We start from the raw sequence: 22,216 nt of genomic DNA on the forward strand, positions 1-22,216 counted from the left end.
TCTCCTTCTGCAAAAAAATAATTGGATCCTGTTTTATTTGCGATAGACAAGATGTGTAGACGATTCAGCTCAAACGTCACCTTCTGCAAAAGCGGAAGGTCTAAAAGTAACAATCCTCTTGTTAGAAACTTCATTTTGCAGCATACTTCAATAGACCCCCTGCGTCCGCAGAGGGTGACACTCTTCTAAATATCACCCTCCACAAAAGTGATAGTAATTTTTCCTAAGTTGATGTCTATGTGCGCAGGCGGGAATATCTATACATCACATTAATTTATTATGTTGAGATAACTACGAAGATAGCTTTTATCTTTCTGAAAATTAATCCGCAAATTGATTTTTTAGAGTTTTGTAAGGTGTGCACTCTAAAATACATGTTTAAGTGTCTAAATGACAGTTCTATTAATAATTATTTTAGGCAATTGTCATAAGTTCATTTAATATCAATACAATCCATAATAAATACTTTTTGATTGTATCCTGTTGAAAAAGTATTGCATACATCAAATTGATCGTATAAATTGCATTTTAGGTCAAATAAAAACTAAAGGAATAATATTATGCCAACCTATTTCGATCCGATTATGCAAGAAGATACGTTACTGGATGAAACTACCTGTATTTACTTGATTAAGCTTAGTGATAATACATTCAGTATTAAAGGAGTGTCGTCGGGGTTAGATAAATTACCTGGTGATCCAACGACCCATGCAACTGAATATTGGCCTATTCCTATAAAAACGCTAATGGGGCTCTTAGACGATAAAGTCCTTTTTGAAGAAGACAAGTTAACTACAAAACCTTTGTCCTTAGAACAAGTAATAAAATTTTTTGATTTTGATCCTAATAAGGTAAAACCTAATCCTTTTAATAGTGCTATTAAAGAAGAATTAAAAAATGAGTGGGCTGAACAGACCATGCAAGACTTACTAAGACAAGAAGGAGCAATTCCCCATACTTTTTTCTTCCGCCCTATGTTTATTCGAGCAGCTCGTCAAAATGATGTTAACCAGGAAGAACTAAATCCCAATCAACTCATTCCCGCTATGGCAGTATTTTATATGATACCGCAGTCAATGGGGGAGGAGGGTGAGCCAACCCAAGTATTGTTACAGATGTTTATTATGCTTATGAATCAAGAAGAAGCTGCATCTGATGAACATGAAGAGGTGAGTACCCATCAGTTACATTAAACCTAGAAAAAAGAATGAGGCTGTGTTGTAGAAGTTCGATATAAAAAATCACTTATTTTTTATGTCCCCGAACCCACGTTAATTAAACAGTAGCTATTACATAGCTACTGTCCGATAATTATTCATTGGACCTTCACAACGATTTTTCCAATTTGTTCGTTAGATTCCATATATTGATGTGCTTCAACGATTTGATCTAAAGAAAAGATACGTGCAATTCTTGGCTTAAAATTCCCTTGTCTAATATGTTCAAAAATGTATTTTTCTGCTTCTTCCCTTAATTTGGGATTGGTGCTGAGTTCAAACAGAGTATAGCCACGTATCGAAAGGCCTTTGCTTAAAGCAGTAAAAAGAGGGTAAGGCATGGTGGATTCGTTGGATAAATTACCATAAACAAAGATGATTCCTTTTTCGGCGGCTGCTTCAGCAAGTTTTTCGATACCTTTGCCCGCAACCGGATCAAAAATTATTCGTGCACCTTGACCGTTGGTGAGCTCTTTTACACGAGTGGGTAAATCTTCATCATTTGTAACAATTACATGATCTGCACCAAGCTTAAGTAGTTCTTCTTTTTTTGCTTGTGTTCGAGTTGTTGCAATACTTATTGCTCCTTGAGCACGTGTAATCTCAATTGCAGCGATACCAACACTGCTGCTGGCCGCTGTAATTAAAACATAATCTCCCTTCGTAACTTTACCATAGTGAACAAGGGCACCGTAAGCAGTCATATATTGCATCCAAATAGAAGTTGCCTCAACGAAAGAAAGTTCTTCGGGGTAGGTTGCAAGAGCATCAGCAGGTAAAAGAGCTACTTCACCATAAACACCATATTTTCCGAGATCAAAACAAGGTACAGAGCTCAATTTTTTGCCTAGCATGTTCTTATCAACACCTGGTCCTACAGCTTCAACAATACCAGATGCTTCATAACCAATTTTAGAGGGGAATTGGGGCGCAATCAGGTAGTGTCCGAGTCGAAACATAACTTCCGCTCGATTTAAACCAATGGCATGTACGCGCAGTCGTACTTCTCCATTATCCGGTTCTGGTAAAGCCATTTCCTCTAGTTTTAATACTTCCGGATTACCCGTTTTATGAAAACGTACTATTTTTGCGGTTGTATTTGACATAGTATTTCCTTATATCAATAAATAGAATAATTGGGTACGGTGTTGATTGGTTTCAAGCTGGATTATATCTCATATCCGATAAATAGGATCTTTCTTTTTGGTTCCTATTGTGGAAGATGAATTTTAAAAAAGCTAGGTAATTTTAAATTGCGGTTTTTTACTCGTTCATAGAAGGCTTATTTTTAATTGGATCTTGTGCTTATTAGAGGTGTAAAAACTCATTGCTTTATCTGCATATATTTTTTACTAATAGATTTTATTTTTATAATAATAAGTAAATATTGAGATAGAATATGAAAAATTGTTGATTTAGAACGCATCTTATGTAAACCTTGTGTCGCTATGAGTAGGAAATTAATTTACACAATATGCGGTATTAGTTGTCTTACGATAAGTTTCGTTGGATTGTCGTCTTATAATCATAATAGGCTTCAAGTTCAAGAGAAACCGCAGAATCCTAAAAAGGTGGTTATTAAAACTGAACCTGTAAAGACAGTTTTGGTGGAAGATAATGCCCTTAAGAGCGCTAAAATGGTTGTTGAACAAAGCGCTCCGTTTGAGCATACCTTAAAAAAGGTTAATACGGAACATGTTAACTCCCAAAAAGTTAGTGCAAAAAAGGTTGTTTCGAAAAAGGTAACTATAAAAAGAAAAAATATAGCTTTAACAAAAGTATCTTTTGAAGAATTACCTGGTTGGGATCAAGCAGATGTTAAAAAATCTTTATTAGCATTTCAAACTTCATGCAATGTGTTTTTGAAGCAGGAACCCTCTCATCCCATCGGTACTCGACATCTCAAATTGAAAGCTCGAGATTGGCATCCAGTGTGTAAGGCTGCTTTGGCACTTGATTCTATCTCAGAAGAGTCAGCAAAAATATTTTTTGAAAAATGGTTTCACCCTATTGAGTTGAAACAAAAAAAATCTTCTCAAAGCTTATTTACGGGCTATTATATGCCACAAATAAAGGGAAACCTAAAGAAAAGCTCTAAGTACAATACACCCATTTATGGATTGCCAAAAGATGGGACAACCTCATATACTCGTGCACAAATAGATAATGGGGCTCTTAAGAAAAAAGCACCAGTGATCGCTTGGATTCATAGTCCTGCTGAGCGGCTTTTTTTAGAAATTGAAGGTGCAGGAGTTATCAAACTGCCTAATGGTGAGAATATCTATTTGGGGTATGCAGGTGAGAATGGCGCTCCCTATACTTCAATTGCTAAGATAATGATAAAGCAAGGGATTATGACTCGAGATACTGCATCTAAAACGGCTATAATACGCTATTTAGAAGAGCATCCTGAACAAGCAAAAAATATTCTACATAAAAATAAGTCTTTTGTTTTTTTTGAGGATGTAAAGAAACCTATGGCTCTTGGAGCTCAAGGAATGGCCCTTACACCGGGTTACTCCTTAGCTGTGGATAAAAAATGGATTCCGCTTGGTGCCCCTCTTTGGTTAGATACAACTCGACCCGATAAAAATCAAGAGGATGAAAAGCAATTGCAACGTCTTATGATTGCTCAAGATACAGGTGGAGCAATTCGTGGGTTTATGCGCGGCGATATTTATTGGGGTTCAGGTAAACTGGCCACATTTTTAGGTGAACATATGAAGAATGAAGGCCAATATTGGTTATTATTGCCCAAATATATTTTTAAGCGACTCGCTAAAAAATCGATTTAGGAAAAACTCTTTTTATAATTTCTGTTTTATAACTGGATCAATCAAAAATAGATCATGGATTTCAATGTAATGCTGATGCCTTGCTGGCATGATTACAGTTCAATTTTATCTATTGAATTCAACAGGATTTTTGCTTTATTTTTAGATTCGTAATTTTTCTGTAAAGAATATATTTGTTAATTAATCCTTAAGCTTTATTGCCTTAAACTGAAAAAAAGCCAAGAGGAGACTACTATGTCAAACAAAAAACTAACTGAACGTTTGAACAGCGAGCTAGATGAACTTGGTGTCCCTGCCTTAATGACAGAGCGAGTTCATGTATGTGCTACACTATTTCAAGTTCCAAAATTTAAAATTGAAGCTCTGTTAAATGGTGTTGTCGTTTTAGATTCTAATTCGATGCAAAAGATTGCTAATGAACTTGAGGTCAGTATAGATTGGTTAATGGGGAAAGCTCAAGGAAAAACAAAGCATTAACAAAGTATAAATTATCTATATTTAGTTCCAATTCCACACAAAAGCAGTTCGATATAAAAAATACATTATTTATTATATCGAACTCATATAAACTCCAGATCAAGAAATCGCAATCAAAAGCATATCAATTAGTTACTAAGTTTCTTTAATAGGTTCTTTTACCCACAGCAATAAAAGAGAACCTACTATTAAATAAATGGGCAATAGTGATAGCGCCAAATGATAGCTTGAGAGCGAAAATTGGTGGACACCATTTACGATACCACCCTCCCAGCCCATATCCAATAATTTCCCGATGAGGGGTTCTGTGAGTGCATCAAAAATAGCATCGCTAGTATTGATCATAGCAATAACAGTTGCTGTCAATGCTACAGAATTTATTTCTTTTCCCATAGCAAAAACCAACATAAATGATCCAAGCCCGAAGCCAAATAAAAACAACAGTACACTTAAAGCGGTGAGCGATAATGTATGGCAATATAGGACTAATGTTAGGGCGGCAGTTGATGCTAAAGTGCTAAATAACATGACATACTGCCGTTTACCTAAGCGATCGGATAACAGTCCAAGAATGGGGCTTCCTAGACCTAACCCTACAAAAACTAATGAGATTAGGGAGGCTGATTGTGTTTTACTTAAGTGATAAGCTTCTTCTAAAAATGGATTTCCCCAAAGACCACCGAATACAGCAATAGGTGAGAAAGCAAGACCACTGTATAAGGTTAGCAGCCAATTTTGTTTGCTCTTAATGACCTGAAGTACCTCTTTAAATGAAATTGGTGCTCTAGTGATGGTCATTCTTAGGGCGCTTGGACGATCGCGTACCACCATAAAAAACAAACAGGATAAGATCACTCCGGAAACACCTACACTAAATAAACATTGGCGCCATCCAAAATGAGCAATAAACCACGCTAAAGGTGCTTGGCCAAAAACAGCGCCTGCCATAGCTGCTGTAGCTAAAAGCCCACTCACAAAGGCATATTGTTTTGGAGAAAACCAGTCCGCTGCGAGCTTCATATAAGAGACTGTAGCAAAAGCAACTCCAACTCCCATTAATGCACGAGCGATAACTGCTACAGATAAAGTTTCCGCGGTAGAAAATAAAAGTACACCAAATGCACAGCAGAAAATAGCGATCGAGGTAAATTGGCGAGTACCGTACTTGTCGAGTAGAATACCGACGAATAATTGGGTAACTGTATAAGAATAATAAAAAGTAGCAGCTAAATTTCCAAGTCCTGTGCCGGTCAAATGAAATTGCTTCATTAAGGGCTCGGTGATAATACTAGGAAAAATTTGTAACACATATTTATAAAAAAGAAAGCAAGCGGCTAAACTGATAACAATAACAGGGTAGACTACAATAGATTTTGTATTTTTCTTCTCTAAAGACATTAACATGATTCATCTCTCTTTACATGAGTTAGGGAGTTTGCTTACTGGAAGACTCACTGAGCGAGCGTGGCCTTAGAGAGCCCCTGTCTTAACGGGCTTTAGAAATTCGCTCACCGTTAAGACAGGCGAATAATATTAATCTCAGTAATTATATTTTTAGAAAAGGATGTGGAGAGAATAGACAATACAGTACGCCAGGGGTTACTGGAACAAGAAAACCTTGCTGTACTGTTTATAGAGATCATTAAAAGCTCAATATAATTCAAAAAAATGATGTATGAAGAAATCCTAACACATGGGTAAATATTTCACAACCCTTGCTTTTTTTCTTCATTTGATTTTAAATACAGTTTTTCTATGAGATTATTTTAGAAGAAGATGTTGAGCTGCATTTGCAACTCAACCATTACCTTTTTCAAGAGCAAAATTAAATACGAGGTTTATGGTACTTATACCAAACTGAGAATTGCTGCTGTTATTATTGTTGTTGCTTATCATTGCCGAAACATATCGAAAATCTAAGCCCAAGGTTGTAAAGTCATCAAGGTAATAATTAAAGCCTACTATTCCTTGTAGTGCAAAACCACCCTGCGAGTTATTTGAGGTGAATGTGATCGCAGGATCAACTCCAGAATACTTGGTGGATTCGATGTTCCCTTGATTTCTGATGATTGCCCCTCCCAAGCCCAATCCTAGATAAGGGACAAAATATTTATCAGGATCAGAGGGCATAAAATCATAAAATACATTAAATAGCCCATAAAAACCCATAGTGTTACCATTAAAGCCTAAACCATTATCTTCAATATAAGCAGGGCATATTCCTTCGGGGCCAACTACAGTAGGACTAATGAGCGTACAAGTCCCTATTTGAAACTCCCCGTAATTGTTTATATTATAGAGAAATTCCCCCTCAAGCCTGAAGTTTTGTATTTTATATCCAATTGAGGTACCAACTCCCCCGCCAATTGGTCCTAAGGTAACTTCCCCACTGTAGGGTACGTTGTTAATAGTAAAGCTAAGGTCTGTATTAGGAGCATGACTGATTTGGCCTAATAAGCCAAAATAAAAACCTTGCACGGGTTCTAAACTAAAAGCACTTTTACTTATAAGGCTCAAAATAAATCCAAATTTGATTATCTGTTTCATTCCATATCCTAAATTAATTCCAATGATAAAATAGCTTTTTTTCTGTGCTAGAGGAGAAGCTATCTGAAACGCTCCCTGGATGCAAATCTTTTTTAATTATCCAATAGGATCATTAAATTAAGAAACTATTTTGACAAATTAATTGTATTGATGGGATATCATGCTGAAAAATAGAGTTCGACGCAAAAAGCATGGAACTGTTTTTTACGTCGAATTCCAGTTAATCAAACAACTCGAGGACTTTTTCTGGAGGACGGCCTATGATGGCTTTGTTCTTAAAGGTAATAATTGGCCGTTGCATTAAAATAGGTTCTTTTTGCATGGCTTGCAGAACTTCAACTTCATTATCCAGTGATAATTCTAATTTTTTAAAAATAGGTTCGTTAGTTCGAACAAAGTCTTTAAGGATAAAATGAGATCGTAATGTTTTCAATTGTTCCATGTTCAATGGTGTTTTGAGATATTCAATAATGACAAGGTTAATCCCTTTACTTTGAAGCAGTTCTACTGTTTGTCGTGACTTGGAGCATCGGGGATTGTGATAAATTGTAATTTCTTGCATGTTTTTTTAATGGTTTTGTTGCGTGCATTCAACTATAACATTAAAACTAACGTTAGTTCGACATAAAAGACATAGAAATGTCTTTTATTCGCTAAACGAACGTTGCCCCGTAAAAATGCGTAGCATTTATACGGGATCCAGTTACGAACGTAATCCGGTGGAGTAAATGTCAACACCACTAATTTTCTGTGCGGCTCTACTGATTGAATTAGAAAACAGGTGGTTTATTTAATTGTACTTCAGAAAGTTCGAGTCCAATTGTTTCGATGAATTTTTCAGAAATATTCTTATACTTAGGAAATACATCTTCATACAAGTTAAGATCTTCAATAGCTTGATCAATAGTATTCTTAATATATTGCTGAACATACTCTTTATCCTCAAACATAGAAGCTTGTCTAGCAAGGTTTGCTAAAATATTCTTCACATGTTGCTGATATGCTTCAATCAATGCAGGAATATTAACATTATTATCAAATAGGCTAAAACCTAATGAGACATTGCGAATTAGATTATCTAATGCCACAACATTTTTATTCCAATAGTCATTGTAGCGTTCTTCAAACATTGAGTTTTCAAATTTCATTTAAGCTCCTCTCAATTGAGTTCTTGGTAAATATAAATCTATATTATTAAGGAAATCTTAAGTGAAACACGATTTTATTTGTATGAAATTATTGTTCAAGGTTTATAGGCGTGGGTAAGATTGTTTCATTACAATGCATTTTTAATGTATTTGGGGGCATACATCCGAGATATAAATCCAAGTGTATCGTGTTTTATACCATACTGGCTAACAGAGCCTAAGCTATTGCTTGAAAATCTACTGTTAGCCTGCTTTAATATGAGTTTTTGATAAGATAATGTAAAATATGGGCTTAACGCAACCAAATGGGATCATTTGCTGTGTATTATGCATAATAATCAAGTAATTACAGCAGCCATTAATTCCTAAGTTTTATGAGCTCAAATGATTTTTAGGAGCGACAAGAAGTATGGAAGGTGCTTTATTCTGTTTAATTCTACTTTTTTTAACAGTATTGTCTGGGGTAATAACGCGTTTTGTTCCTAAATTACCACTCCCATTACTTCAAATTGTTTTGGGATGTATTATTGCCTTTTTATTACCCAACATCCATGTAAAATTAAATCCCGAACTGTTTATGCTGCTGTTTATTCCTCCTTTGTTATTTAATGACAGTTGGCATTTTCCTAAACGCGAGTTTTTACTCTATACCAGACCTATAGTGACCTTATCCATTGGATTAGTATTTTTTACGGTAGCGGGCGTGGGGTATTTAGTGCACTGGTTAGTTCCTGTTATACCATTGCCTGCTGCTTTTGCATTGGCAGCAGCACTTTCTCCAACCGATGCTGTGGCACTTAGATCGATGACTAAAGGAGTGCGTATTCCGGAGCGAATTATGCATATTCTCCAAGGTGAAGCACTATTAAATGATGCTTCGGGTTTGGTCTCCTTTAAGCTAGCAGTCGCGGCGATGTTAACCGGTTTTTTTTCATTTAAAAGTGCCGTATTCAGTCTTATATTAGTTGGCTTTGGCGGGATAGCAGTTGGAGCAATTCTTACTTATGCTTTTATTTCCATTCTTGGAAAATTGACACACAACAGTACCCATGAAACTACTACTGAAAATTTACTATTACTGCTTCTTCCCTTTACTGTTTATCTTGCTGCCGAAAAGCTAGGATTTTCGGGAATATTGGCTGCTGTCTCTGCTGGCTTTACTATTGATAGGGCTGGATTTTTGGAAAGAACTTTGGCCACAATGCGTATCGAAGGCCATTTTGTTTGGGGGGTTTTAGACATTACCCTAAATGGGATTATTTTTATCCTTTTAGGGTTGTATTTACCTAAATCAATCAAATTACTTGAGGACACAGGCTACACTTTATCAGAATGTATTATGATTGTGGTAGTGATCACTTTAACATTGATATTGTTACGTACATTGTGGATTTATTTAACCTTGCCTTTTGAAGCTTTAATTTCCAAGCGTAATCATACTTCCTGGCGTTTTCCGAGTTTAAGAATAATTAGTACTGTCTCTTTAGGGGGGGTGCGAGGTGCTATTGCCTTGGCTGCAATTTTATCATTACCCCATTATCTGCATGATGGGAGTGATTTTCCTGCACGACACTTGCTCATTATTCTTGTTATAGGTGTTGTTCTTTGTTCCTTACTAATAAGTAGTATTATTTTGCCCTTAATTACTCCCAGTTTGAAAAAACTCATCCATAAACCAAGCCAAGATGAAGAAAAAGAAGCTGTTCTTGCCTTAACGTTTGCCGCAGTTGAAGCGATTAAAGACAAAATGAAAGTTTTATGCGATGAAGTAAGTGAAAAAGAAAAGGAACTTTGCCATCAAGTAGCGCATAAGCTCATGGATACTTTTAATCAATTTATCATATCGAATCATGGTACAGAAAGTGAAAAGTTGGAAAGCATTTCCGCCTTAACTTTTGAGCGGCAGTTGCGGTTCGCAGCTTTAGAGGGCGCACATCAAGAATTACGCACTCTTAGAAAACAAAGAAAAATCAATAATACAACGATGATGAAAATCATTGCTAAATTAGATTTACGACACATCGCTTTGCTGAATGAACATCAGACAATGATTGAAAAATAAAAAATTGAGAAAGAGTGTAAAAGGCCCCACTGCCATTGACTTAAAGGTTTCGTCATTTTCGCGAAAGCGGAAATCTATTTCTATTTTAGCATTGTGCCTTATCAAAATGGGTCCCCGCTTTCGCGAGGACGACGGCCAATTCCTTAAGTCAATGGTGAAGGTCAGTCCCCATCAGGGGAGCGGCCATGTTTGGCCAAGATTCGCAGTGGGCTAGGTCTTTTCCAAAAGTCCTGCATCCTTGATTATTTGTTCATAAATTAAAACCAATGCTGCTCCTTGGTGCGTTTCTAAAATAATTTCTGGTAATTGTGTTCGATTAAAACATGACGTTTTGCCAGGAAAGGAAAGGTGAGAATGATTAAGCTCCCATTGCAAACCATTTGAGGAAAGGATTACTGCAGGCATTCCTATTAATGAAATTTTTGTTTGAACGGGCAATGAAAAATTTCGCCGAGATTTTTCTCTGAGTACAAAGCCTCTCATTGGTGGTGAATATAAAAGACAATCTGTTGTCATAAAGATATTAATATTATTCAGTATATGATCCAAAAAACCACCGTTTATTCCCACAATAATTGCGGGTAGTAAGTTATTATTGTTTAAATAATACATTGCTTTTTGATAGTCGCTGCTTTCTTGATCGGGCAAATGCAGGAAAGGATAGCTTTCCAAGATAGAGGGGTCGATAGAATCCAAATCTCCAATGATTAACTTAGGATGAATACCCCGCTCGAATAAGCGGTTTGCTGCACCATCAGCTGCGATGATGGGTAAATTCATTGTGACGAAAAAGACAGGCTCAGGTAAATCACCATTAAGGCATAAAATTGACCGATAACCCTTTAAATTAATTACATCGGGCATCATAATGCTTTTTTAATAGAATAAGCAGCAAGCTTATAACCAAGCCGACTATATTAGAACTGATTACAAAAAAGGAATTGGTGCTGCTTCCATAAATAATCCATGCCAAAGAACAGACTAGATAATTAATCAACATCACCATGGAAAGATCTTGAGTTGATCGAGTTTTTAAAGATTTAACAATTTGTGGCAATAAACCAATAAAAGAAGTAATAAAGGCAACAACACCTGAAAGCATAACAATGGACACATTTTCCTCCGCTCAGATTAATGAGATCAGGTTCAAAGGGTTGGTGGATCCTCTCAGCCAAAATAGTGAAGCAGGCACCCCTAATGTATAGTTATTATTCTATCATGAATAAGGCTAACAGCAAAATGGGAAATAAGTTAAAGAGGGATTATAGTCGCTATCACTCGATAATGAATGGCTATTTCATACCTTTATCATTATTGCCCGACGGACATAATGCTGCATCAAATACATCACTCACATCTTTTGCAAAGATAAATTTCATTTCTTTGCGGACTTTATCAGGTAAATCATCTAAATCTTTATCGTTACGTTTAGGAAGAATTACGGTTTTTAAACCAGCCCGATGAGCAGCAAGAATCTTTTCCTTAATTCCACCAACTGGAAGCACTCGCCCTCTTAACGTGATTTCACCAGTCATGCCAACGTCACTTTTGACTAAACGATTTGTCATCAGTGAGGCAAGTGCTGTTGCCATTGTAACACCAGCACTAGGCCCATCTTTGGGGATTGCGCCTTCCGGAATATGAAGATGGATATCACTTTTTTCAAAAATTTTGTCTTCTATTCCAAGTTGATGTGCTTTGGAGCGAACATAAGAAAGAGCCGCCTGAGCAGATTCTTTCATTACTGTGCCTAATTGCCCAGTCACTGTAAACGTTTTAGAGCCTGGCATTTTCGTAGCTTCAATAAATAAAATATCACCGCCACCTAAGGTTACTGCAAGGCCAGTTGCAACCCCTGGAATGGTAGTTCGTTCAGCAATTTCAGAATAAAACGTAGGTTTTCCAAGTAACTCTATAACCTTATTTTTCGTGATGATGACTGATTTAACTTTGTTTTCTGCAATACGTGTTGCAACTTTGCGACAGATTGAGCCAATTTCCCGTTCTAAATTGCGAACCCCTGCTTCACGTGTATAGTTATGAGTCATCAAAAGAATAGCATCACGCTTAAAGTGAATTTCTTTCGGTATTAAACCATTTTCCTCAATCTGGCGTGGGATCAGATAGTTTGTGGCGATATGTACCTTTTCATCATCTGTATAACCAGGAAGAGTAATGATTTCCATACGATCACGTAGTGCTGGTTGAATAGGATCAAGTTGATTCGCTGTGCAGATGAAAATGACTTGTGACAGATCAAAATCCACATCAAGATAATGATCAGAAAAAGTCTTATTTTGTGCGGGATCCAGGACTTCAAGCAAAGCCGATGAAGGGTCACCACGAAAATCTGCACCTACTTTATCTACTTCATCCAACATCATCACCGGATTACGTGATTCGACACGTTTAATCGATTGAATAATTCTACCGGGTAATGCTCCAATATAAGTACGCCGGTGTCCACGAATTTCTCCTTCATCATGCATTCCCCCTAAAGAGAATCGGATAAATTTTCGGCCAAGTGCGCGTGCAATTGATTGTCCCAGAGATGTTTTGCCTACCCCAGGAGGACCAACAAAGCAAAGAATAGAGCCTGTATAAGATTGATATTTATCATTACGCTCAAGGCGTAGTTTGTGTACCGCCAGATATTCAAGTATCCGTACTTTTACTTCTTTCAAATTGTAGTGGTCTTCATCAAGTATTTTTCGTGCACAGTCGATATCCAGATTATCTTCAGTTGTTTTATTCCAGGGTAATTCAACTAACCAATCTAAATATGTTTTAATCACTTGATATTCGGCAGCGGAAGGATGCATTGCTTTCATTCGATTGAGTTCACGCGTTGCCTCTTTTTCGGCTTCTTGTGGCATATGAGCTTGGATAATTTTATTTTCATACTCTCTGATTTCGAGAGTCTGTTCGTCTTCTTCACCCAGTTCTTTTTTAATCTGTTTCAATTGTTCGCGAAGCATGTAATAACGTTCCGCTTTATCCAACTCGTTTTGTGCTTGAGATTGGATTTTTTTTCCTAACTCAATAATTTCTACCTCCCGAGTTAAAAACATATTGAGTTTTATAAGCTTATCCTCAACGTTATTCAATTCCAAAAGCTCCTGTGCGTCTTTTAACTCCTGTCTAAAATTTGCTGCAATAAGATAGACAAGTTGGCGCGGATCGTTGGTGTTGAGTGCTACTGTTAATAAATCTTCTGATAAATGCGGCGATAATGAAATTAAATGACGTAATAACCCAATAGTATTTCGCATTAGGGCTTCAATTTCTTTATTTTTAGTATATTGTTCCATTGCAACTGCAATACGCGCTTTGAGGTAAGGTTCAACTGAAGTAAATTCTTTGATACAAACTTTTTCTATTCCTTGTACGATCAATTGTACCGAGTTGTCTGATAAGTGAATGAGTCGATGTATTAATGAGGCGGTACCTATCGTATAAATATCGATAGGACTTGGATTTTCAACGGTATTATTTTTAATGGCCATTATTCCTATGAAACGTGAGGAGCCGATAGTCACATCGTGGGCTAGTTTAATCGATCGCGATTGGCTTATATTAACGGGCATTACAGTCATTGGATAGATAACGGCTCCCTGCAATGCTAAAATAGGTAGTTCGGATGGGATATTAAGTTCGGTCGTTTGTTCTTGTTTTTCTGTTTTTCCCTTGTTTGTTCGAACCTCCATAGAGACTCCTTATTTATTTTCCTTCTATTAATGCATTTTAGGATAATTATTAAACAAATTTTAGTTAATACAGCTTTATTATTTATTTTTTATCAAATTTAATAAATTAGTTATTTTATGTCAGAGTCTTATGAATCGATTTGACTTATGGGGCATAGTGTTTGGGGAGAATCACATATAAGTAGCCATTCTTATAATTCGCGGTGATGCTGTCTTCATCATACAATCCTTGAATTAGAATTCGTACTTGGAAAGTGCCATATGGAATCTCAAGGCAATGATAATTCAATTTGGCTTCAGTATCTATTCTTGTTCCTTGGATCGTTAATACATGATCGATAAATGAGATGTTAACCTCATCAAGTTTCACCCCAGCGATTTCAGTTTTTACAATTACAGCTCCATTTGTTTCATAGACATCTGTTGGTGGTCGCCATATGTTAGGGCAAGAATAAGATTGCGAAAACGTCATGAAATCAAGAACTCGAGATATTTGTTGTCTGAACTCCTCAAACTCTTGATCGGACTCTTCATTGGAAGTGCGACGTGTCATAAAACCACTCCTGAAAAAATATTAAGTAGGAATAAAACCCCACTTTTTGACAGTATAGTAGTTCATTAACATTTTTCCTCAATTTATTACCCAAGAAAAAATGAAGAACCGGTGTTTACTATAATGGCACTACGTTTACGCCTTTTGAGGGTAATACTTCTCATCCGATGTTGAGATACAGAAATCTCGCGCTAGGATTAGATCTCTGGATCTCGTGGATAAGTCACGGGAAGTAGGAAAAACGTAACTTAGAGCCATTAGTGTTTACTAAGATTATCGTTTTCTAGTTTCGTTGGTTATAATCTTATTGGTTTTGCACAGTAAAAAATATTTATTCTACTTTCTTTATTTATAGGAGAGATCGTGTTTTATGAAATTTGATACTGTTGTACTTGGTGGTGGAATTATTGGCGTATCGGTTGCGGTTCATTTGCAAATGCGAGGACGTGAGGTAGCCTTGGTCGATTCGACTCTACCAGGAAGAGGAACTTCATTCGGTAATGCTGGGTTAATTCAACGTGAAGGCGTTTATCCTTATGCATTTCCAAGAGATATTACTTCTCTAATGAAGTATGCTTTGAATTACTCTCCTGAAGTGAGATATCACTTCGCATCGATATTAAAGCTTGTCCCTTTTTTATGGAAATATTGGTTTCATTCGCATTCATTACGTCATGCGAAAATTGCCTGTTCCTATGCAACTTTGATCCAACACAGTGTTACTGAGCACCATTTACTTGCTGAAGCAGCAGGAGTTAGGCACTTATTGAACTCAGAAGGATGGCTTAAGGTGTTTAGGACAGCAAAAAAGCAAGAAGCAGAAATACGGTTTGCTGAAAAATGCAAGACTGAATATGGTATCCAATTTAAAGTTCTGGATGTCGATTCATTGCACCGTGCTGAGCCTGATCTTGATCCATCTTTATTGGGTGCTCTGCACTATACGGAATCTGAAGCAGTGAGCGATCCGGGCGGGCTAGTTGCTGCTTATGCACGTTATTTTGAGCATCTCGGTGGCCGTTTTTTCTTTGGTGATGCACTCACGTTATCGAGTCAATGGACCATTAACACAGAACAGGGCAAAATTAATACTGATTCTGTGGTAATTGCTTTAGGTCCTTGGTCAGATGCTCTCTGTTCCCGTTTTGGATATCACTTCCCACTAGCGGTTAAGCGTGGTTACCATATGCATTATGGTGTGAAACAAAATACCAGACTCATTCATCCAGTACTCGATTTTGAGAAGGGCTATCTAATAGCTCCTATGTCGCGGGGGATTCGCTTAACTACAGGAGTTGAATTTGCAAGACGTGATTCAAGAAAGACTCCAGTACAACTCAATCAAGTAGAACCTATCGCACGCACACTTTTCCCCATCACAGAACGACTTGATGAATTTCCCTGGATGGGATGTAGGCCTTGCACGCCAGATATGCTTCCAATTATCGGCCAAGCCCCGCGTCATAGCGGGCTTTGGTTTGCATTCGGCCATGGGCATCATGGTTTGACTCTAGGGCCTATTACTGGGCGTTTACTTGCTGAAATGATAACTGGAGAGCAATTAATCGTAGATCCCTTACCCTTTAGTCCAAGTCGGTTTAGTTGATTTATCTGCATATGAGATTAGTGATGTCGAACTTATGAGGTAAAAATCCCCGTTCATCTGAGCGAGGATTTTTGAAATTATCGTACATCAACGTCTTTCTAGCTGCCACTAGAATATACGGTACCAAGAGGACCAGCAGTTTGACCACCACTTGAGCCGAACATGGTTGTTCCGGTGACTCCCAAAATAGAAGGTAGGAATAATAAACCAGCAGCAATAAAAACTAAGGCAATGGGTGTTCCTATTGGAATTTGGGTAGGGTTATCTTTGTGCTGTTTAAATTTCATAATCGCACCAATAGAAAATGCCAAACCCGCTAAATAAGAACCAGCGGTTATGAGTTTAGTCAGGTTTGTAAATGATGATGTAATTTCTGATGCCATGCCACCAACACTCATACCATCTGCAGCTGCATTTTGACTGACTAAAGCTAATACCCCCAAACAAACAATACTGGATAACCAATGTTTGTAACTTGATTTACTAATGACTTTATTTTTCACTTTTTTCTCCTCAATCTAAGATGTTTACCAGAATATTCTTCAATCCATTGACGTGTTGTATCATTAAAATAGATATCTTCATATTAATCGAAGCATGACCAACACCCCCTCCAAAAAACGGTTAATAAATTGACTGCTCAATGATTAGCTTGCCTTGAATACCTCATATTTGGATCAGTTTTTGATACTAAATCACTAGATTGATTAGGTTTATTAGAGCTTCTTTTTAGTATGATGTGCTCTCATGTGGTACATTCATATGTTAAATCATAGTATATAAATACTAGTCCATTATGATATTTTTAATTCCAATTGTGCATAGGGTATTCCTAAAAGGAATAATCGTATCAGTTAGCTGTTTCTTGAAAATTGTTGGGAGTAATAAACTTTTTCTATGAAAATTCAGTAACTGAATCTATACTTCAAAATAAATGGTATAAAAATATGGATATTATTGAAATAAAATCATTTCTTGCAGTTATTGAATACCGGTCGTTTACGCTTGCTGCTAAGATGGTCCATATTACTCAATCAGCAATGAGTAAGCGAATTCAAAAAATTGAAAATGAGTTGGGAGTACGTTTATTTATTGTTGAGGGTTCAAAAATAACATTGACTGATGCCGCAACCCATTTTATTCCTTATGCACGGCAAATGTTATCAACATATACCAGTGCATTAAAGTCGTTTAAAGATAAGGCTCAAGTTTTACAACATCATTTAGTCCTCGGAGCTTCTGTATTCGTTTCTCATTATGTCTTGCCGAATTTTCTAAGTTATCTGAAAACGGTAGATTCCTCACTCGTAGTTCATATAAGGGCAATGGGGGAGTACGATGTCGAAGAATATTTGAACCGGGGAACAGTAGATCTTGTAATTTGCCCAGAACGAGAACTCTCTTCAAAAATTATTACAACTAAATTATGGCAAGAAAAATATTATTTTGTAGCCAATCAAAGCCATGAATTATCTCAAACCAATAAGTCATTATCACTTACAGATCTTGTAAATTATCCAGCTATTTTAACTGAAAGAGGTGGTGTAATCCGAGATAAAATAGAAAGTGTTTTTCATGAGAGTCAATTAAATTTAAATTTAGGTTTGGAGATTAGCACGCTTGATGCGATTAAAAGTCTAGTAGAATATAATTTAGGTTGGAGTGTTTTACCGAGTATATTGATTTCTAAACAATTAAAAATTCTAAATATTGATATAATAAATATTAATTTTAATGTGTATTACCTTAAAAAAAGAATGGAAGATCGTGGAATTAATAACTTGTTACATTTTTTTAGTCAGTGGCAAGATCAAAATCCTAGCGATTAGGACGGAAGAGTAGTGATTCATTATGTAACACCCCTAACGTAGCTACACCTTGTTCTCTCAACCAAAGATTGACTTGTTTGGGATCTGAATAAATGGGTAAGTTCGTATTCATGGCCGATTGACGAATATTTTTTATTATTTCTGGGGATAGGAAATACTGAGGATAGTTTTTTTTTAGATAGCTTTTCAATCGTTTTCCTTTGCCAGATAGCCAAAATCCTCCGCCGAGAGAGGCGGAAATGCATGCTTTCTCAATATCTCCAAAACGTGAAAAAGTAATAAACTGATGTATTGAATGTTTCCGTACATAATGAGAAACATGTGAACCAAAAAAACGGGTCTTAGTATATCGTTCTTCAGCTAATGATTTTGGTTTAATGAGCCAGCCCCGTGAATGATGAGCGGATTTTTTTTCCAAAACGCCACCAAAAAAGAACCACGTTCCTTCATAGCCCGAATTTCTGCCTGTAGATTGATACCATGGATAATTATTAATTACAGTGATGCGACGACAAGAGTTCCTATGATAATTAAATACAATCATTGCATGATTAGGGAAAGTGCTTTTATTGGATTCTATAGATTTCATAGCCGCTAAAAATAAATAACATAGGCCCCACAATAAATTGATCATGAATGTTTGGCAATGAGATGTTTATTGGCCAGACATATTTTGATAAGCACTTTTTTAATTCGTACACTAATTTAAGTGGACGATATGGTATCATTTCGTTTTCTACGAAAGTGTGCATAATATATGAAAAGAAAAAGTTTCTTATGTTGCTTGTTTATCAGCATGCAGTTGATCGCCGCTCCTCGTTTTGTTCCTACTGAGCCATTGCCTGCTTCTCATTATGAAATTAATGGTCCTGCTTTGTGTACGACAGCTAAAGAAACCCTGGCTTATTTAAATAAGGGGAGTAATTATGATCCTCGTGTTATTCATGCAGGAAAAGTATTTCAAGTGCCACTTGCACAAGTTAAAGCAACGTTGATATTTATTTGCCAACATCAAAATGAACTGAATGATCCCGCTTTTATTAAAAAACATTTCGATTTTGTACGTTGGTATCCGGATATGGAGCAAACTAAATTACTTAAGTCGAGTAAATCGTTGGTTGCTCACTTACCTAAAGATAAGATTTTAATGACTAAGTATTACATTCATCGGGCTCAAGCATCAACTAAACCAACCCCAGCTCATCCATTCGCACTTTATGGTTTACCCCAAGATGAAGCGTCGTTGACTCTAGAAGAAGCTGATGCAAAACCTGAACTGATTCGTTTTCAATATGGAAAACAAGCAATATTAAAAGGGGCGCTCACTTATAAAAAAATCCCAGTCCTTGCATACTTGAATCGAGATGATTTAGAAGCCGCTTTAATGCAAGGCACTGTAGTTGCAGACTTTAGTTATCCTCAGCATCAGGTAAAAATCTTTAATGTTCATCGTTGTAATAATATTCCATACAACAAAACTCAAAATCCATACCAACAAGAGCGCTATTGGTATTTTAAACCAGTAGATGGCATCAAAGGCTATGGAAAAGATGCTGACCATAAAATTACGGTAGATACGGAAGTGACTTTTGCGGCTGATCTCGAACAATTTGGTCTTGGTAAACTACTTATGGTTCAATATCCTAATCAGAACGGAAAAATAGTGACACGGGCAGGTATTTTCGCAGATACTGGGGGTGCATTCGCAAACAATCTGTATCAGGTAGATTTTTTAGCAGGAACTTATGCAGGTAATGAAGCTTTCTATCGTGCAACACGCCATTTACCCAATTATGTAACTGCCTATTTTATGGTATTAAAAAAATAAAATGAAATTATTTTTATTCTGTCTATTCTTTATAAGCACTCAGGGACATGCATTTTCTTGCTATACGCCACAGAAAATTCATAAGGCACCGATTCAATTTAATGAGGAACGAATTGCTTTAACTCGCCAATATCAATTAACCCATTATGGAATTGATTCAAAGTCAATTGAAATTGAACCAAGAATGATTGTACTGCATTGGACCTGTATACCTACTTTTAAAGCAACTTTTCGTGTTTTTAATTCACCTACTTTTCCGCAAAATTCACCCCGTATTAAAGAGCTGCCTGGGAATTTAAATGTGTCCAGTCATTTTTTAGTCGACCGTGATGGACGTATTTATCAACTCATGCCCGAAACATGGATGGCAAGGCATGTCATAGGTTTAAACCATTATGCAATTGGCATTGAAAACGTTGGTGGTATCAATGGTAAAGATGACTTAACTGAAGCTCAGGTCAAAGCAAATGCATTTTTAGTGTGTTATTTAAAAAGAAAATATCCACAAATTAAATATGTTATTGGCCATAATGATTATTTAAATTTTAAAAATACTTCTTTGTGGCTTGAGCGCGATCCTAACTATCAAACTGATAAAGAGGATCCTGGTCCGTTTTTTCTTCAAAGAGTAATGAAATTAGTTGATGACAATAAAAAAGAATATAAAAGTGAGCATACGCGATGACGAAGAACTACTCTTAATCAACTAAATTTAGCTATAATAAAAATATTTTTTAGATGTTATGAAAAATAATAGCGATTATTAAATATTGAGACCAGTGGTTGGACCCTAAAACCGTAATGAAGCATGGAGTGAATATGTCTGATAAGTTATTGGATGTACTTATAGTGGGGGCTGGTCCAGTTGGTTTATTTTGTGCCAACGAATTAACTCGCCAAGGTTTAAGTTGTCGGATAATTGATAAAAAAGCACAACTTAGTGATAAATCCAAGGCTTTGGCTATTCATATTCGAACCCTTGATCTTCTTAATGATTGTGGCTTTCTTAATGAAATTATCGATAAAGGACTCAAGGTTGATGGCGTTTTATTTAAATCTAAAGGGAAAGAATTAATTCATGCAACTTTTGCTAATCTTGAAGCGGATCACCATTTTCTTATCGATCTTCCTCAAGATAAAACAGAACGTGTTTTCTATAAAGGATTAATTGATAGAGGGCTTAATGTTGAGTGGCAAACTGAACTTACTGCAATTGAAGAAACGCCCAACCATATTGTGTCCACTTTAAAACTCGCAAATGGACAAAGCGAAACCATTGAGACAAGTTGGGTTATCGCTTGCGATGGTTCCCACAGTACTTTAAGAAAGCTTGTTAATGCTGAATTTATTGGCTCTTCTATTAAACAAACTTGGTGGTTAGCTGATTTACTGATTGATTGGGAATTACCCGAAAATAAATTGATCCTTTATGTAAGTGATAAGGGGCCGCTTGCCTGTTTCCCAATGGGGGAAAAACGCTATCGTATAGTAATGACCGCTCCTAAACGAATAATGCATGAAGAGCCTTCAATGGAAGATATAAACCAGGCCTTTAAATTACGATGTTCAGATAATGCTACCTTATCCGATCCACTGTGGATTAGCTCATTTGGAATTGATCACAAACAAATCCAAAAATATCGTTATGGACGAATATTTTTTGCTGGTGATGCTGCTCATGTCCATAGTCCTATGGGGGGGCAAGGACTAAATACAGGGTTGCAAGATATTTACAACTTATCTTGGAAATTGGCTCTAGTACACAAAGGATTTGCCAAAGATTATTTACTGGATAGCTATCATAGTGAACGCCATCCTATTGCTGCTAGTGTATTAAAAAAGACTGGGTTAATGACCTATATGATCATGATGAAAAATCCAGTGCTTATTTATTTACGTAATTTCATGATGCAAGTTGCTGTTTCTTTTGACTTTATTAAAGATTCAATACTCTATGATATTGCTGAATTATCAGTAAGTTATTCCAAGAGCCCTATAGTAAAAATTTTAGGCAGAAAAACAAATTTCAAGATAGGTGAATTTCTTAATGATTTCTTTTTAATTGATGCTAAAACTGAAGAAAAAAAAGGATTACATCAAATAACGCAAGGAACAATGCATCATTTATTTTTGTTTACTGGAACTACTGGAAATCAACTTTCTCTTCTCGCTGAAATAGCTACAGACATCGAGCAGCGATTTGGTGGACTGCTCAAAGCACATATTGTGCTTTTACAATCAGAAACAATACCTTCTTCTGGTACTATCTCAGTGTTCCTTGATGAAAATCAAAAAATGCATCAACATTTTTCAATCAATCAAACTATTGCTGTATTGATACGCCCAGATAAATATGTGGGTTTAACCCAAGAACCAGTAGATAAGGATGAATTATTAAACTATATGGAAACTAGTTATTTCAGATGATATTTAGAAAATAATAATGA

The 22,216-nt window shown here is 36.4% G+C and carries 20 protein-coding genes and 1 riboswitch; of the genes, 9 read left to right on the forward strand and 11 right to left on the reverse strand.

Annotated elements, in window-relative coordinates; translation table 11 throughout:
• Positions 1-560: 560 nt before the first annotated feature.
• On the forward strand, positions 561-1,193 hold the full coding sequence (locus tag Lgra_RS12605) for a hypothetical protein (protein ID WP_058499634.1): 633 nt from the start codon (positions 561-563) through the stop codon (positions 1,191-1,193).
• A gap of 122 nt (positions 1,194-1,315) precedes the next feature.
• Here the strand turns inward: Lgra_RS12605 and Lgra_RS12610 are convergent, their stop codons facing one another.
• Positions 1,316-2,323, reverse strand: a complete 1,008-nt coding sequence (locus Lgra_RS12610) for a zinc-dependent alcohol dehydrogenase family protein (protein ID WP_058499635.1) — start codon at positions 2,321-2,323, stop codon at positions 1,316-1,318.
• Positions 2,324-2,854: 531 nt separating this feature from the next.
• Here Lgra_RS12610 and mltA point away from each other — a divergent pair.
• Both mltA and Lgra_RS12620 read left to right on the forward strand, forming a co-directional pair.
• Positions 2,855-4,012: a murein transglycosylase A gene (mltA, locus tag Lgra_RS12615; protein ID WP_238584446.1), complete on the forward strand. Its 1,158-nt coding sequence runs from the start codon at positions 2,855-2,857 to the stop codon at positions 4,010-4,012.
• Between the two features lie 234 nt (positions 4,013-4,246).
• The gene (locus tag Lgra_RS12620; protein ID WP_058499637.1) at positions 4,247-4,489 is read left to right on the forward strand and encodes a hypothetical protein; all 243 of its coding nucleotides are present in this window, start codon (positions 4,247-4,249) and stop codon (positions 4,487-4,489) included.
• 135 nt (positions 4,490-4,624) lie between these two features.
• Here the strand turns inward: Lgra_RS12620 and Lgra_RS12625 are convergent, their stop codons facing one another.
• The 4 genes from Lgra_RS12625 to Lgra_RS12640 form a co-directional block, all read right to left on the reverse strand.
• Positions 4,625-5,893 carry an MFS transporter gene (locus Lgra_RS12625; RefSeq protein ID WP_058499638.1) on the reverse strand — a complete coding sequence of 423 codons (1,269 nt, stop codon included), beginning with the start codon at positions 5,891-5,893 and terminating at the stop codon, positions 4,625-4,627.
• 393 nt (positions 5,894-6,286) lie between these two features.
• On the reverse strand, positions 6,287-7,036 hold the full coding sequence (locus Lgra_RS12630; protein WP_058499639.1) for an outer membrane beta-barrel protein: 750 nt from the start codon (positions 7,034-7,036) through the stop codon (positions 6,287-6,289).
• 220 nt (positions 7,037-7,256) lie between these two features.
• The gene (gene arsC, locus Lgra_RS12635) at positions 7,257-7,598 is read right to left on the reverse strand and encodes an arsenate reductase (glutaredoxin) (protein WP_058499640.1); all 342 of its coding nucleotides are present in this window, start codon (positions 7,596-7,598) and stop codon (positions 7,257-7,259) included.
• A 208-nt stretch (positions 7,599-7,806) separates the two neighbouring features.
• Positions 7,807-8,184 (reverse strand): hypothetical protein, encoded by a 378-nt coding sequence (locus tag Lgra_RS12640; RefSeq protein WP_058499641.1) that lies wholly within the window; start codon positions 8,182-8,184, stop codon positions 7,807-7,809.
• 409 nt (positions 8,185-8,593) lie between these two features.
• Here Lgra_RS12640 and Lgra_RS12645 point away from each other — a divergent pair, with 409 nt between their 5' ends.
• Positions 8,594-10,246 carry a Na+/H+ antiporter gene (locus Lgra_RS12645; protein ID WP_058499642.1) on the forward strand — a complete coding sequence of 551 codons (1,653 nt, stop codon included), beginning with the start codon at positions 8,594-8,596 and terminating at the stop codon, positions 10,244-10,246.
• 210 nt (positions 10,247-10,456) lie between these two features.
• On the opposite strand, the gene Lgra_RS12655 is transcribed toward Lgra_RS12645, so the two are convergent.
• From Lgra_RS12655 to Lgra_RS12670, 4 genes are all read right to left on the reverse strand, one after another.
• Complete coding sequence (locus Lgra_RS12655; RefSeq protein ID WP_058499644.1) at positions 10,457-11,110, reverse strand: thiamine diphosphokinase; 654 nt, start codon at positions 11,108-11,110, stop codon at positions 10,457-10,459.
• On the reverse strand, positions 11,094-11,360 hold the full coding sequence (locus Lgra_RS12660) for a SemiSWEET family sugar transporter (protein ID WP_058499645.1): 267 nt from the start codon (positions 11,358-11,360) through the stop codon (positions 11,094-11,096). The genes Lgra_RS12655 and Lgra_RS12660 overlap by 17 nt, the downstream gene beginning before the upstream one ends.
• Positions 11,347-11,452, reverse strand: a riboswitch (TPP riboswitch). It overlaps the preceding gene by 14 nt.
• Positions 11,453-11,538: 86 nt before the next feature.
• A complete protein-coding gene (lon, locus tag Lgra_RS12665; RefSeq protein WP_058499646.1) occupies positions 11,539-13,953 on the reverse strand; it encodes an endopeptidase La in 2,415 nt (804 codons plus the stop codon).
• Positions 13,954-14,098: 145 nt separating this feature from the next.
• Positions 14,099-14,506 (reverse strand): Hsp20/alpha crystallin family protein, encoded by a 408-nt coding sequence (locus tag Lgra_RS12670; RefSeq protein WP_058499647.1) that lies wholly within the window; start codon positions 14,504-14,506, stop codon positions 14,099-14,101.
• 370 nt (positions 14,507-14,876) lie between these two features.
• Here Lgra_RS12670 and Lgra_RS12675 point away from each other — a divergent pair, with 370 nt between their 5' ends.
• Positions 14,877-16,112, forward strand: a complete 1,236-nt coding sequence (locus tag Lgra_RS12675) for an NAD(P)/FAD-dependent oxidoreductase (protein ID WP_058499648.1) — start codon at positions 14,877-14,879, stop codon at positions 16,110-16,112.
• Between the two features lie 98 nt (positions 16,113-16,210).
• Here Lgra_RS12675 and Lgra_RS12680 read toward each other — a convergent pair whose 3' ends face one another.
• Positions 16,211-16,615: a hypothetical protein gene (locus tag Lgra_RS12680; RefSeq protein ID WP_058499649.1), complete on the reverse strand. Its 405-nt coding sequence runs from the start codon at positions 16,613-16,615 to the stop codon at positions 16,211-16,213.
• A gap of 444 nt (positions 16,616-17,059) precedes the next feature.
• Between Lgra_RS12680 and Lgra_RS12685 the strand changes: the two genes are divergently transcribed.
• Complete coding sequence (locus Lgra_RS12685; protein WP_058499660.1) at positions 17,060-17,941, forward strand: LysR family transcriptional regulator; 882 nt, start codon at positions 17,060-17,062, stop codon at positions 17,939-17,941.
• Here Lgra_RS12685 and Lgra_RS12690 read toward each other — a convergent pair.
• Positions 17,931-18,530 (reverse strand): hypothetical protein, encoded by a 600-nt coding sequence (locus Lgra_RS12690; protein ID WP_058499650.1) that lies wholly within the window; start codon positions 18,528-18,530, stop codon positions 17,931-17,933. The genes Lgra_RS12685 and Lgra_RS12690 overlap by 11 nt on opposite strands.
• Before the next feature lie 168 nt (positions 18,531-18,698).
• Here Lgra_RS12690 and Lgra_RS12695 point away from each other — a divergent pair, with 168 nt between their 5' ends.
• From Lgra_RS12695 to Lgra_RS12705, 3 genes are all read left to right on the forward strand, one after another.
• Positions 18,699-19,769: a hypothetical protein gene (locus Lgra_RS12695; protein ID WP_058499651.1), complete on the forward strand. Its 1,071-nt coding sequence runs from the start codon at positions 18,699-18,701 to the stop codon at positions 19,767-19,769.
• A 1-nt stretch (position 19,770) separates the two neighbouring features.
• A complete protein-coding gene (locus tag Lgra_RS12700; RefSeq protein ID WP_058499652.1) occupies positions 19,771-20,454 on the forward strand; it encodes an N-acetylmuramoyl-L-alanine amidase in 684 nt (227 codons plus the stop codon).
• Positions 20,455-20,588: 134 nt separating this feature from the next.
• Positions 20,589-22,196 carry an FAD-dependent monooxygenase gene (locus tag Lgra_RS12705; protein ID WP_058499653.1) on the forward strand — a complete coding sequence of 536 codons (1,608 nt, stop codon included), beginning with the start codon at positions 20,589-20,591 and terminating at the stop codon, positions 22,194-22,196.
• Positions 22,197-22,216 lie beyond the last annotated feature (20 nt).

The organism is Legionella gratiana (assembly GCF_001467695.1).
Taxonomy (GTDB): Bacteria; Pseudomonadota; Gammaproteobacteria; order Legionellales; family Legionellaceae; genus Legionella; species Legionella gratiana.